We start from the raw sequence: 14,724 nt of genomic DNA, 5'->3' as shown, positions 1-14,724 counted from the left end.
CACTAAGTTTTGTCTTTGTTAGTTCAAGACAGAATTTAGAAAGAACAACTAACCATTTTTCTGAAGGTGTATCAGAAAAGCTAAAAAAGTGTAAAATCAATGTTTGTAGTAAAAAGAGACGGAAGAAAAGAGCAAATCATGTTCGACAAAATCACCGCAAGGGTGAGAAAATTATGTTATGGATTAAACGAATTAGTTGATCCATTAAAAGTAGCCATGCGCGTTATAGAAGGCCTTTATGATGGTGTAACTACAAGCGAACTTGATAACCTTGCTGCCGAAGTTGCTGCAACCATGACGACTGCTCACCCAGATTACGCACGTTTAGCAGCGCGTATTTCTGTTTCAAACTTACATAAAAACACAAAAAAGACATTTAGTGATGTTATGGAGGATTTACATAAATATGTAAATCCAAGAACAGGTAAAGATGCACCGCTTTTAGCTGATGATGTTTATGAAGTGATTATGGCTAATAAAGACCGTTTAGACTCAACAATAATTTATAACCGCGATTTTGGTTATGACTATTTTGGTTTTAAAACTCTAGAACGTTCTTACCTTTTAAAATTAAATGGGCAAATTGCAGAGCGTCCGCAGCACATGCTTATGCGTGTTTCAATAGGGATTCATTTAAACGATTTAGATGCGGCTATTGAGACTTACGAGTTAATGTCTAAAAAATATTTTACACACGCTACACCAACATTATTTAACGCTGGTACACCAAAACCACAAATGTCATCTTGTTTTCTTTTAACTATGAAGGATGATAGTATTGATGGTATTTATGATACATTAAAGCAAACAGCTAAAATTTCTCAATCTGCAGGAGGTATTGGTTTAGCAATGCATAACATTCGCGCTACAGGAAGTTATATTGCCGGAACTAACGGAACAAGTAATGGTATAGTGCCAATGCTTAGAGTGTTTAATGATACAGCACGTTACGTAGACCAAGGAGGCGGAAAACGTAAAGGAAGTTTTGCGATGTACTTAGAAACTTGGCATGCTGATATTTTTGATTTCTTAGATTTAAAGAAGAATCATGGTAAAGAAGAAATGCGTGCGCGTGATTTATTTTATGCGATGTGGATTTCAGATTTATTTATGAAACGTGTTCAAGAAAATGGAGATTGGACGTTAATGTGTCCTAACGAATGTCCAGGATTACCAGAAACTCATAGTGAAGAATTTGAGGCTTTATATTTAAAATATGAAGCTGAAGGAAAAGGTAGAAAAACGATTAAAGCTCGTGAACTTTGGGAGAAAATATTAGAATCTCAAATTGAAACAGGTACACCATATATGTTGTACAAAGATGCGGCTAACCGTAAATCTAATCAACAAAATTTAGGAACCATTCGGTCATCAAACTTATGTACTGAAATTTTAGAATATACTTCTCCAGATGAAGTTGCGGTATGTAATTTAGCATCTATTGCTTTACCAATGTTTATTAAAAATGGGGAGTTTGACCATAAAGAATTATTTAAAATTACAAAGCGAGTTACTAAAAACTTAAATAGAGTAATTGATAGAAACTACTACCCGGTAATAGAAGCTGAAAACTCTAATATGCGTCACAGACCAATTGGATTAGGAGTGCAAGGTTTAGCAGATACATTTATTAAATTACGTATGCCTTTTACAAGTGATGAAGCTAAAAAATTAAATCAAGATATTTTTGAAACGCTTTACTATGCTGCTGTTACTGCAAGTATGGAAGAGGCTAAAAAAGATGGTCCTTATAAAACTTATGAGGGCTCTCCAATTAGTAAAGGAGAATTCCAACATAACTTATGGAATATTAAAGACGATGAGTTAAGTGGACGCTGGGATTGGGAAAAATTACGTAAGCAAGTATTAAAAAATGGTGTGCGTAACTCTTTATTAGTAGCACCAATGCCTACAGCTTCTACATCTCAAATTTTAGGTAATAATGAGTGCTTCGAGCCATATACGTCAAATATTTACACACGTCGTGTATTATCTGGTGAGTTTATTGTTGTTAACAAGCATTTATTAGAAGATTTAGTGGATTTAGGACTTTGGAATGAAAGCTTAAAACAAGATATAATGAGAGCTAATGGTTCTGTACAAGGTATAGACATTATTCCTCAAGATATTAAAGACCTATACAAAACGGTTTGGGAGTTAAGTATGAAAGATATTATTGATATGTCTCGTCAGCGTGGTTACTTTATAGATCAGTCACAGTCACTAAACTTATTCTTGGAAGGTGCTACTATGGCAAAATTAACATCAATGCACTTCTATGCTTGGAAAAGTGGTTTAAAAACAGGTATGTATTACTTACGTACCAAAAGTGCAGTTGATGCTATTAAATTTACACTTCAAACTACCAAGAAAGAAGAACCAGTAGCTGAAGTTGTAGAAGTTAACAATGAAGTTACCGAGCAACAAGACGCAAAGAAAAAGAAATTAGCGGCACAAAATGCAGCTAAGTTTGCTAAAAAAGATAAACCAGAGGTTGATGTAGAACCAATGAGTGCTGAAGAAATGAAAGCGCTTATCGCACAAGCAAAAGCGGGTGAAGGTGATGATTGCCTAATGTGTGGTTCTTAATTAAATAACCATTGCTATCAACACACTCTAAAAAAAAGAGGGAATAAAAAAGCATCCAAATTTAGATGCTTTTTTATTTCTTTAAATTAAGAGTTTAATCTAATATATTATTTACTGCTACATCATCATTTTCAGACATAAGAGCGAAAAATTTATCGATGTTAGGAAGAATAATAATTCTAGTACGTCTGTTTTTTGCTCTGTTTTCTCTAGAATCATTTTCAGCAATAGGTTGGTAGCTACTTCTACCAGCTGCAATCAGTTTTTCTGGAGCTACGTTGTATTTTTCTTGAAGTTTACGAACTACAGAAGTAGCTCTCATTACGCTTAAATCCCAATTATCAGCAAGAAATTCAGTACTTATAGTTCTGGCGTCTGTGTGTCCTTCAACCATTACATCTAAACTTGGTTCAGAATTAATAACATCAGCTAACTTTTGTAATACATTATCAGCTTTAGAGCTTAATCTGTAACTTGCAGTGTTAAATAACATGTTATCTGCAATAGAAATCATCACAACTGTTTCGTTGATGTTTACAGCAAAATCTTCATCTTCATTCATATTACTCTCGCTAATCGTTTTTTCAAGATTATAGGCAACTGCTAAGTTCATAGAATCTTTAAGTGTTTTCGCTTTTGTCAATTTTTCAGCATCAACATTTTTTAAAGTCTCAAGCATTTTTGTTTTTGAATTATTGGAGATAACCGCACCGTTTTCTAGCGTTTCAAATTTAGAATTGCTTTCTTCGGTAAGTGTGCCTACGTCTTCTTTAAGAGACATTATTTTAGCATTGTAATTATCAACTCTAGTCTGAATTTTATCAAATTTAGCTTCTAAATCTTCTTTTGCTATTCTTATTTTTTGTAGTTCACTTTTAATTTCGCCATTTTCTTGTTGTAAAGCCACATATTTCTTTTTTGAAACACATGAAAATGTAACAACAGTTAATGCTAATAAAACAGAAATTTTTTTCATAATAGTATTTATCTTTAGGTTTTTATTATGTAATCATATACGGATGAAATGCATATTTAGATGTTGAAATGTGATTATATTAATTTAATTATCATCTAAAAACATGGTTTGGTAGAATTAATTTTAAAAAACAACTACTTTCCACTATATTATATAATTTTTTAAACTATTAATAAATAAGGAGATATGATTAGAAAGTCTTTTTTCTTTGGGCTTTTGATTGTCTTAGCTATTGCATTATACTTAAATCCAAATTTTAAAACAATTTCTGCAGGAGTTGCAATTTTACTTTTTGGTATGATTATGTTAGAGGAAGGCTTTAGAGTTTTTACAAAAGGGCCATTACAAAATATCTTAAAAAAAACTACAAATAAATTATATAAGAGTATAACAGCAGGAGCTTTTGTAACGGCTTTAATTCAATCAAGTTCTTTGGTTTCTGTTATTACCATATCTTTCATTAGTGCAGGGTTAATTTCTTTAGGCGGTGGTTTGGGATTAATTTTCGGATCTAATATTGGGACTACAGCAACGGCTTGGTTAGTTGCAGGTTTTGGTCTTAAAATAAAAATATCAGCCTTAGCTATGCCTATGCTCATTTTTGGAGTTGTGTTTTCTTTTCAAAAAAAGATTTCATTAAAAGGTATTGGAAATGTTTTAGCAGGATTGGGTTTTTTCTTTCTAGGAATACATTATATGAAAGAAGGCTTTGATGTTTTTAAACAATACATTGATTTATCTGAATATGCAGTTTCCGGATTCTTAGGTGTTATTATCTATACGGGTCTAGGTATTGTAATTACTACAATATTACAATCAAGCAGTGCAACCTTAGCTTTAATTTTAACAGCTTTGGCTGCTGGACAAATTGAATATGAAAATGCATTAGCATTAGCAATTGGAGCAAATGTTGGCACTACTATAACAGCTATTTTAGGAGCATTAAGCTCAAATAGTGCTGGGAAAAGATTAGCTGTAGCCCATTTTATTTTCAATATTATAACAGGTTTGGTAGCCATAGCTTTTATATTTCCGTTGGCAAGGTTAGTGAACAATCTATCTGATATTTTAAATATTACTTCAACAAATTACACTTTAAAACTGGCATTATTTCATACCATATTTAATATTATAGGTGTTATTTTAATGATTCCATTTATTAAAAGATTGGAACGTTTTTTAATGCGTTTCTTCAAAGAAAACGTTAATAAAGATGTAGATGAACCAAAATATCTTACCCCTTCAGTATTAGAATTTCCTGCATCTGCCATAACAGCTTTACTTAAAGAATCTAAATATTTATATAATAATAGCGTATTTGAAATTGTTACCCATGCTTTAAATATTCATAGAGAAGATGTTAAATCGGAAAAAAAATTAAAAACAATTATTAAGAAGTCTAAAACAGATTTTGAGACTGATATTGAAGATTTATATTATACCAAAGTGAAAACTATCTATGGAGAAATTATAAAGTATGCGTCAACAGCTCAAAGCACTTTAAAATTAAATAACAAACAAATAAAGGCTATTACAGATATAAAAATTGCTAATAGGAAGATTGTAGAAATAATTAAAGATGCCAGAGAATTGAATAAAAATATAACCTTAGTTTTAAATATGGATAATAATCATTTACAAAATGAATATGATGATTACAGAAAAAAACTAACCAAAGTATTAAGAACTATTTATCTATTTAGAACGGAAGATGATACAAATAAATATGCCTTAAAGCTAAAAGAATTAAAGCAAGAAGCTAAGGCTAATGTTAGGCAGAGTAATAAATCTATAGATAAATTAATAAGAAAAAATTTGATTACTGCAGAAATGGCATCCTCTTTATTTAATGACTATACCAATGTTAATGATATGACTAAAAAATTAATTGATGTAGCCGAATTGCTTTATGAGAAAAAAGATTCTCTTTTAGAAAATGGGAAATAAAAAACCACGCTCAATAGCGTGGCTTTAATTAAATATTTTAAAGTATTTTATTCCTCATCTGTAGTATTATTAACAATTGTTGCAGGCTCAACAGAAGCATCATGAGAATTATTATATTCTTGTAAAAGATTCATTGTAGCTGTTAATAAATCTTTAGTTTCTAGTAATACACTAAAATATAGGGTTGTGTTTTTTGGACTAGATTCTTCTGTTCTGGTGCGTTCAACTTGTTTTTGAATTTTGTCAGATAGCACATTAAGTACATCTTGTTTTCTATCTAATATGTTTCCTATTTGTTCAAAAGAACGAGAATCAAAAGCTAATTTTGTATCATTAAATAAATTTTCAAAAGAACTGTCAACTTCTTTCAATTCTTTAATTTGATTGAATTTTAGTTTTTTATGATTGTTGTTAACGTGCTTATAACTTACTTTAGAGATGTACTCTAAAGATTGAGCCATATCTTGCAAATAACCAAGTATGTTTATATAAAAATTACTTGCGCCAACACTAGATTCATCTAAATTCTTAATAAAATAGAATATATTATTTCTTAAGTCATCTACCTCAAGAGATAATTTATCTACTTGCTTTTTATTCTTTTTAAGAGAAGATAAATCTTGTTTAGCAAGACCATTAATAGCATTGGTGTAAATTTTATTACCACGTTTAATTACATTAGCAATGTTACCTGCACTTTCATGAATAACACCTTGCACAGAGCTGCTTTCAGCTTTCTTTAAACTATCTTCAGCTTTAACTTCTTTAGATTTTTTATTATGAACAATAGAACTTCTAATTAATAATCCAAAGGCAACCACTAATAAAATAGGGAACATAACCTTTAAATTTAAATTTAATAAATATGCTACTAAAGCAGCAGCTGTAAATGCACTAAAAGCTGTAAAAAACCAACCACCAATAACATTTATTACACCAGCAACACGGTAAACAGCACTTTCTGCTCCCCAAGCTCTATCTGCTAAAGAGGTTCCCATAGCTACCATAAATGTTACATAAGTTGTTGAAAGTGGTAATTTATATGATGTTGCTATAGAAATTAGAACCGCAGCTACCATAAGGTTAACGGCTGCTCTAACTAAATCAAACGCGGGTAATTCAAGTTGTTTGTTTTTTGATAAAGTGATAACAGGGGTTTCAAATTGTTTATCAATTTTTGCTTGCCATGATTTTGGCAACATAAGAGCTGTCATTTGAGACATTAACATTGCAAACCTCACAAATCCTCTAGATAGTGAATTAGGTTGAAAACGTTCTTTAGTTTCACCTTGACTTGATAAGTCTAAAGATGTTTTTACAACATTTTTTGCTTTAGTTGAAAACCATAAGGTTAAAACCATAACCATTCCAGCGCCAAATAACAACCAGTTATTTGTGGGTACTTTAGCCGCTAATACGTCCATTGGAAATGCTGTGGCAGCCAATCCAGAATCTGTCCAAGCTAAAAAAGAATTGTAAGCAGCAACAGGAACACCAATAAAGTTTACCAAGTCATTACCGGCAAAAGCCAATGCTAGAGCAAAAGTTCCAACTATAATAATAAGCTTGTAAATATTTGTTTTAACAAAAGCAATAAGTACATAAGACAATAACGACCATATCACTGAACTAACTAATACAATAGATAGTACTTGTGTTTCTAAAAAATCTTTCATAGTACCTCCTCCAAGAATGTCAAATGATTCTTTGGCATAAGAAGTTCCCTTTAAACCTTTCATAAAAATGAAATAAGTTATTGCAGTTAAAGCAAAACCACCAAATAAGGCACCTACCCAATGTGCTTTCTTTTCGAAATTATAGGATAAGAGTAGTCTGGAAACCCATTGTACTAATGCTCCAATCGAGAATGCGACGACAACAGAGAGCAGAATTCCAAATATAATTTGTGAAGCTTTAGATGTATTGATGTAATCTATAACGTTACTAAAATCGCCGCTATCATGACCAATTTTTATTAAAGCCATGGCTACTGCAGCACCTAGTAACTCAAATACAATGGATACCGTGGTAGATGTTGGCATACCAACAGAGTTGAAAAAATCAAGTAATAAAATATCGGTTATCATTACCGCCATAAAAATAATCATGATTTCATTGAACATGAATTCGCCAGGGTTAAAAATACCTTTTCTGGCAACTTCCATCATACCACTTGAAAATACAGCTCCAACTGCTACACCTAAACTGGCAACAATCATAATAGTTTTAAAAGAAATAGCTTTTGAGCCAATAGCTGAATTTAAAAAGTTTACAGCATCGTTACTAACACCAACAACCAAGTCAGCAATGGCTAAAATGGCTAAGGCGATAATCATGTACAAATAAATATTATCCATAGGGTTTTCTTGTAAAATCGTTGCAAATATCATGACTATATATGATTAATATGTTATGAGAATGTTATATTTTAAAAATGGAAATCAAAGCCCATTCTAAAAGTAATGTTATCATCATTTCCATCAACTGATGTATAACTTATATCACTTTGTACTTTTAATTTGTGTCCGTGTATAAACTTATTAAAACCTAAGGTATATTGTTTTACAGGAAGCGCGTTAGTTACGGCCTCATATTCTAAAGTTGTGAATCTACCAGCAACTTCGTAATTACTTTTAAATAGATACCCCGCTTGTAGGTTTAATGCGTTTCCTGTTAAAACGATGTCTCCTGTTGGAGTAATACCATCTATATCAATTGCAACTGGAGCATCTGCAGTACGTTTTGCATATTCTCCCATAAATGAGAACCCATTGTGCTTATACATGGCATCTACAAAAACGGTTGTTTGGTCTGTCTCGTAAAGAGATCCATCGCTTCTAAACATATAATCACCCAGTACACTTCGCTCTCTTACAGCGTCCGTATTTAAGTCGTAAGTAAAGGTTAACGATAGTTTTGGCTTTGGTTCTCTTTTTAAATCAGATGCGCTATAATCACCTTTAGATTTGAAAGCACCGAATGGTAGCAATTCTAAACGTGCAGTATATTGTAAACCACCTTCATTACCTTCGGTTACATTTCTTCCTTCACCTTGAGAAAGCGCAACCTTTTCACGAATTAAGAAATTTTCTCCTAAATAGAATTTATGACGTAATTGAAGACCAATATCACGGTCTAGAGTAAAACGGCTGTTTAGTAATGAACGATCTATAAGTTGAAGATTACCAGAAGATACAACACGTTCTACGTTACCAGGTAATTTAGTTTGTCCTGCCCAAAGTTCCCAGTTTTTAGCAAAGTGCCACATTAAAACGGCATCAAGAATATAACGGGGGGTATTGCGATTAAATTGATTGGCACCAGACAAATCTCTGTTAGAAAGACCTAACTCGATCTTATATTTTAATTTAGGACTATAGGCAAAACCATCAAATTTTAAACGTGCACGACGGATAATAAAATTTTGTTCAGCCGCACCATATTGATCGCCATCATGATCCCATGACGATATATATCGCATTTGAAAACGCGGTGCAAACTTAATACTGAAAGAACTGTCTTTGGTCGTAAAGTTTATTAAACCTTTGCCAAATGAAGTATCACTTATTTCTTGAGAGGTAATTGATAGAATAGCACCGAAGCAAAGCGCTAAAAAAATTTTAAATTTCATTAGTGAATTATTAGTTTTTGTCGTGTGCAAATAACTTACTATTCTGGGATTCTAATGTTTCCTAATTGTTAAATTATTTAACAAAAAAAAGACTGCTTTGGCCAAAAGCAGTCTCATTAGAAATCATGATAATGTAGTCGACAAAAACTAATAGTTATATGAAATACTAATTGTTTGTCTAAAGACACCACAAATATCGGGTTATAAGGTAATTTTAACGTAACCTCAATATTAATTAATCATTAATATTTTCAATGTTAAATATTTAAATTTAAATACTTGTTAATCAAATATTTATGATTTTAATGTTAATTTAATGTTATGTAAAAGTTGTGTAAATGTTACCTATTATATATCTTTGAAGTATAATGTTAAAAACCCCATAATTATGAAGAAATTATTATTCCTTTTCGCCTTTTTAATTACTGTGGTCTCTTTTGGACAAAAAGAGAGAGAATTAAAACTTAATAAAGACACAAATTTAATTGATGTTGTTTATTATCATGACAATGGTGTTGTAAGTCAAACAGGATCTTACACAACAGATGGTAAACTTCAGGGTGTTTGGTTAAGTTATAACACAGAAGGCAAAAAGACAGTTTCGGCAAATTATGATAATGGAAAAAAAGTCGGCAAATGGATTTATTGGATTGACGGAATTAAAAAAGAAGTCAATTATGATAATAATGTTGCTTCGTTATAAAGCATAACCATAACTAAGTGAATAAAAAAGCATCACGTTAATATCGTGATGCTTTTTTATATTTAAAGGTTTAATTGAGCTCTAATTTTTTTTTAAACAACTCTTACAAACTTAGTTTCTTGTCCAACCCGAGTTCCAAGAGTTATAATCTGCTCCGGTACCATTACCTATACCTGTAAAGAACGTATCTGAATCAAAAGCACCGTTTGTATCATTTTTTAAAGTAAGCACTACATCATCAAAAGTAATATTAGTTACGCTAGTTTCATTAGCAATAACACCCACTCCTGTTTCTTCGTCATCCAAATCATAGCCCTCTTCAAAACCTTCAATCAGTACATTGGTAAATAATGCTCGTGTACCAGCTCTTAAACGGATAGCTTCATTTCCATTACTAGAACCTAAACCATTAATAGTTAAATTGTTTATTGTAGGAGCGCTCCAAAAAACAGGATCAGAGTTGTTTCCTATATCCGTATTAAATCCATCACCTTCAATACCTTTATCATGAGATTGTCTATGTTCGATATATACATCTGTAAGTGTTCCGCTAAAACCTTCTGTCCAGTCCACTGAGTCATCTTGAGCACCAACTACAGAAATATGTGAAGCATTAACCGTTCCGCCAAAAAATTCAACACCATCATCAGCACCTTCAAAGGCTTGTATAAAGTCTATGGTTGTTCCGCTACCCACAGCATAAAATGAGAACCCGTTATTTTCTGATGCAGCATCTGCAGCACCACCGGAATACTCAATACGAACATATCTTATAATTCCAGAATTATCATTTGCTATACTACCACCGTATGGCAAACCTCCAATTTCAGATGTAGAAGTTGCATCTCCACCAACTACAGAATTTATAGGAGCACGACCTAAAACAATCAGCCCTCCCCAGTCTCCAGGGTTAGGTGTTGCAGAGTTAGAGGTAAATACAATAGGGTTAGAAGATGTACCTTCAGCCATAATAGTGCCACCTTGTTGTATGGCAACATAAACGTCTGATCCTGTAGTCGCTTTAACAACTACTCCTGGTTCAATAGTAAGAGTTATACCTTCAGGCACAATAAGTCCACTAGTTAAATCATATTCTGTTCCTGTAACCAATGTAAGATTTTCAGTAAGTGTTCCTCCTATTTCGTTATCCACAGGAGTTGGGTTCGAGCCGTTACCTCCTTGATTAATAATTACATCTGCAGTGTCATCTGCTGCACAACCAACTATAGCAAGGGCTGCAAGGGTTAAAAAGCCTAAAATAAATTTACTTGTTTTCATTTTTTTTTAATTAATTGTTCGATTTTTGATTGTACTTAAAATTTATATTTGAGTTGAATACTAGTATTAATTCCTCTCTTATAACTGGATAAAGCAAATTCTGAAAGATTAGCATTTACGCCTAAATCGTTTGCTAATACTGCATCAAAAGACACATTTTCTCTAACCCTTTCTATTGTTGGGTTTAGTATATTTTTTACGCTTGCGTTAATTTCAAAATTCTTGGAAATTGTGTTTTTCCAAACAAAGTCTAATGTTGGTACACCTTTTTCTATAATGTTACCTAACTGCCCAGAGCCTAAAGCATCTATACGATCCGAGAAATATGAAAATACGAGGTTAACAACAGGTTTATATTCAGAAAACGTAGGACTGTAGCTCAAATCAGCATTTATAAGTAATGGCGATGCACCTTGAAGTTCATCAGAGGTTCTATTAAAATTCGTATTAAATGTTCCTGAAACCGTTTTTAAATCTTGCTTGGTTGAGGTATAGGTTATATTCATTCCAGCAGATAAGATATTGTCTTCATCTTCATTTTTAATCAGCCCTTTTCTAGCTTCAAGTTCAATTCCAAAAACATCAGCTCTGTCTCCTGTTCTAAAGAAACGTTGTGTGCCTGTAGCATCATTGGCAGATACCAAGTTTACAGGATCGTTGATAGTTTTATTAAAAACACCTAAAGATAATATTTCACCTTTATCCATAAACCATTCGTACTTTAAATCTAAGTTTAATATGGTTGAAAATGCAGGGTCGTTTAATAAATCTGGGTTCCCTCCAATACGATCTGTAACATTTTCATATACGAAGGGAGCTACCTCTTTAAACTCAGGATTAGAAACGGTTCTACTTGCTGAAAATCGTAAATTTTGATCTTCATTTAAAGTGTATTTTATGTTTAAACTAGGTAAAATAAACGTTTCATTAGCTTTATTACTTCCCGGGTTATTAAACGACAGGTTAATTACATCATAGCTAATTTCTTGATTAAATTGCTCAACACGTAAACCAGGAACTAAAGACCATTTTTCTCCTAATTTATATACAGCATCTACATAAACAGCATGAACATTAAGTTTACCAGCATAGGTGTTTTCTAATTGTCCTGGTAAATTTTCTTTACCTAACCCATTTGCAGGATCTAAAGGACGAAACACGCTTGTGTTATAGAGAACACCTTGGTTTTCTGTAGAGAAAAAATTGTTTAAATTATTAACGTCTTCAATTTCGGTAAACGGATTAATAATATCGTAACCATAACGTTGGTTATCAAAAGTACGCTCTTTGGTTCGGCCATTGTATCCAAAGTTAAATTTTAAATTTTCAGATTGCTCGTAACTTAAGTTAACACGAGCATTAAGTTCGCTATCTTCAATATTTTGAAAATAACGTTGGTTATCAAATTCCACATTTCTAAAGAAAATAGCATTGGTAGATGGGTCGTTATCAATAGCATTTTCAAAACGCTCTAAGGCAATACGCTTTCTGTCTGGTTGGCGCGCAAGAACATTATTGTAACCTATACCATAATCTAACTTTAATTTTTCGTTTAATGTACTTGTTCCCAAAATTTGATTTACAAAAATCATATCTTGCTCAAACTGTACGTTTTGTGTAAAGAACCCAAAATCGTCATTATCGGCTATAGTATTTCGGTTATAACCACGACCATCAATACCAAAACGACCTACTTCATCAGTAGCATCATTAATAAATAAGGAGTTAAATTTTATTTTATGATTGCTATTAATTCTATAAACAATGTTTGCCATTGCTGTGGTATTTCTAGAAAACTCAAATTCTTCAGAATCTTGAAATATAGTATTTGCAGCCGCAGTTACATTAGCAAACTGTCCTCTTCTATATTCAAAATTACTCCCAAAAGATGCAGTAGCAAAAACACTTAAACGTGATTCTTCGCCAATATCCCAAGATTTACCACCAGCTATACTGCCTTCAAAGCCTAAATTACCATCAATCGCCTGAGGGTCTACACCATGAGATAAAATTACAGCATAAGGGTTATTAAGGTATCTATTATAAAACCCGAAATATCCTGTGCCTTCACTTTTTATAAAACTTTTTCCAGCAGCATTCGAGTTAAGATTAGACCCTAGGTTAGCATCAAGAAAAAAGTTACCTGTATGTTCTTTAGCTACAATGTCTACATTTCCTGCGGCAAAATCGCCATAAAAATTAGCAGCATAGGTTTTACTTACGCCTACGTTTTGAATAACATCTGAAGAGAAAAGATTAAGGTCCATATTCTTTTTTTCAATGTTATTGGCAGGAAGTGTAAGCCCGTTGTATGTGGTATTTAAATACCTGTCTCCAAGACCACGAACGTATACATTACCACCACCTTCTTGTTTAGAAATACCAGATATTTTGGTTACAGCTCCTGCGGCATCACCAACCCCTTTACGAGAAAGCTCTTGTGCACCAATACTCTGTTTCATTACAACAGCTTTTTGTTGTTCTAATAATAAAGCCGATTCACTCTCTCTTTTAGTAGTGGTAGTAATTACTACTTCATCTAGCGATGCTGCACTAGCGCTCATATCTACATTTACTACACTAGTTTCGCCTGCAATAATAGTTATGGGAATTTCTTGAGTTTCGTAACCAACAAAACTAAAAACTAATGTATAAGCCCCAGTATCTAAATCATTAAATTCGTATAACCCATCAAAATCAGAAGTTGTACCTGTTGTTGTACCTTTAATTAAAACGTTAGCAAACGCTAAAGGCTCATTATTATATTCTTTATCTGTTAATTTTCCTTTAACAGAACCAGTTTGTGCGTTAAATGCAACTGATGTAAAGAGTAGTAATAATAGTATAAACTGTTTCATTCTTTTATTTAAATTTCTTGGTGCAAAGAAACTGCCGTTTTGTAAATTGTGTGTTATCTAAGGATTAAAGAACCGTAATAAAAGCGTTAGATTAATGTTACCAATTTGAACGATAGTTTAAATACTGGTAACTTTAATTTAACATTAAAATACAAGTTGTTGATTTAAAATTTCTTGAGTGTAATAAAACTAGATTTGCATATAGTTTTGAAAAATGAACACAAAAAAAGCTTTCCAATTTGAGGAAAGCTTTAACTTGTATAGTGTTTATTTTATATTGCAACTAAGTTAATCGTTTGCTGCGGAGGATGTTTCAGCATTATCAACACTAGCCAGAGTTACAAATAAATCGTCTAAGGATAATGTGCTTGCTTTTAATGGTAACTTTAAAGTTGTTAATTTATTTGATTCAACTTTTATTTTTGATGCTTTAGTTTCATAACCAACAAAGCTACAAACTAAAGTATACTCTCCGCTTTCAATATTTTCAAACTTAAATACGCCGTTTTCATCTGATAAAACTTCATTGCCAGTTTCCTTGATTAAAACCTTAGCAAACATTAAAGGTTCATTACTCGATTCTAGATCTAGTAATTTACCACTTATAGAGCCAAAGTCTTGAGCATATGAAAATGCAGAGATAAAAAAAATGACTATATAAATTATGTGTTTCATATTATTATTTAGTTTGGTACAAAAATACACCCAGAACTTACAATGTGGTGTTACCAAAACATTAAAC

At 32.2% G+C, this 14,724-nt stretch carries 9 protein-coding genes; 3 read left to right on the top strand and 6 right to left on the bottom strand.

From position 1 onward, the window contains the following. The first annotated feature begins 99 nt into the window (after positions 1-99). On the top strand, positions 100-2,589 hold the full coding sequence (locus tag ABD939_RS11870; protein WP_345168856.1) for a ribonucleoside-diphosphate reductase subunit alpha: 2,490 nt from the start codon (positions 100-102) through the stop codon (positions 2,587-2,589). Between the two features lie 94 nt (positions 2,590-2,683). Here ABD939_RS11870 and ABD939_RS11865 read toward each other — a convergent pair whose 3' ends face one another. Continuing rightward, the gene (locus ABD939_RS11865) at positions 2,684-3,565 is read right to left on the bottom strand and encodes an OmpA/MotB family protein (RefSeq protein WP_345168853.1); all 882 of its coding nucleotides are present in this window, start codon (positions 3,563-3,565) and stop codon (positions 2,684-2,686) included. Positions 3,566-3,751: 186 nt separating this feature from the next. Here ABD939_RS11865 and ABD939_RS11860 point away from each other — a divergent pair, with 186 nt between their 5' ends. After that, positions 3,752-5,512, top strand: coding sequence for a Na/Pi cotransporter family protein (locus ABD939_RS11860; RefSeq protein WP_345168850.1), 1,761 nt, complete (start codon positions 3,752-3,754; stop codon positions 5,510-5,512). Positions 5,513-5,559: 47 nt separating this feature from the next. On the opposite strand, the gene ABD939_RS11855 is transcribed toward ABD939_RS11860, so the two are convergent. Together ABD939_RS11855 and ABD939_RS11850 are read right to left on the bottom strand one after the other, a co-directional pair. Next, complete coding sequence (locus ABD939_RS11855; RefSeq protein WP_345169087.1) at positions 5,560-7,869, bottom strand: inorganic phosphate transporter; 2,310 nt, start codon at positions 7,867-7,869, stop codon at positions 5,560-5,562. 71 nt (positions 7,870-7,940) lie between these two features. Further along, positions 7,941-9,143, bottom strand: a complete 1,203-nt coding sequence (locus ABD939_RS11850) for a porin (protein WP_345168848.1) — start codon at positions 9,141-9,143, stop codon at positions 7,941-7,943. Between the two features lie 388 nt (positions 9,144-9,531). On the opposite strand from ABD939_RS11850, the gene ABD939_RS11845 reads away from it, so the two are divergent. Next, complete coding sequence (locus tag ABD939_RS11845) at positions 9,532-9,846, top strand: toxin-antitoxin system YwqK family antitoxin (RefSeq protein ID WP_345168845.1); 315 nt, start codon at positions 9,532-9,534, stop codon at positions 9,844-9,846. Positions 9,847-9,957: 111 nt separating this feature from the next. Here the strand turns inward: ABD939_RS11845 and ABD939_RS11840 are convergent, their stop codons facing one another. From ABD939_RS11840 to ABD939_RS11830, 3 genes are all read right to left on the bottom strand, one after another. After that, positions 9,958-11,124, bottom strand: a complete 1,167-nt coding sequence (locus tag ABD939_RS11840; protein WP_345168842.1) for a multidrug transporter — start codon at positions 11,122-11,124, stop codon at positions 9,958-9,960. A 35-nt stretch (positions 11,125-11,159) separates the two neighbouring features. Then, on the bottom strand, positions 11,160-13,982 hold the full coding sequence (locus tag ABD939_RS11835; protein ID WP_345168839.1) for a TonB-dependent receptor: 2,823 nt from the start codon (positions 13,980-13,982) through the stop codon (positions 11,160-11,162). Between the two features lie 288 nt (positions 13,983-14,270). Further along, complete coding sequence (locus tag ABD939_RS11830; protein ID WP_345168837.1) at positions 14,271-14,657, bottom strand: carboxypeptidase-like regulatory domain-containing protein; 387 nt, start codon at positions 14,655-14,657, stop codon at positions 14,271-14,273. Between the last annotated feature and the right edge of the window lie 67 nt (positions 14,658-14,724).

The organism is Algibacter aquimarinus (assembly GCF_039543265.1).
Lineage (GTDB): Bacteria > Bacteroidota > Bacteroidia > Flavobacteriales > Flavobacteriaceae > Algibacter_B > Algibacter_B aquimarinus.
Note: the sequence above shows the minus strand (reverse complement) of the source record. Positions and strands in the feature narration are given on the sequence as shown.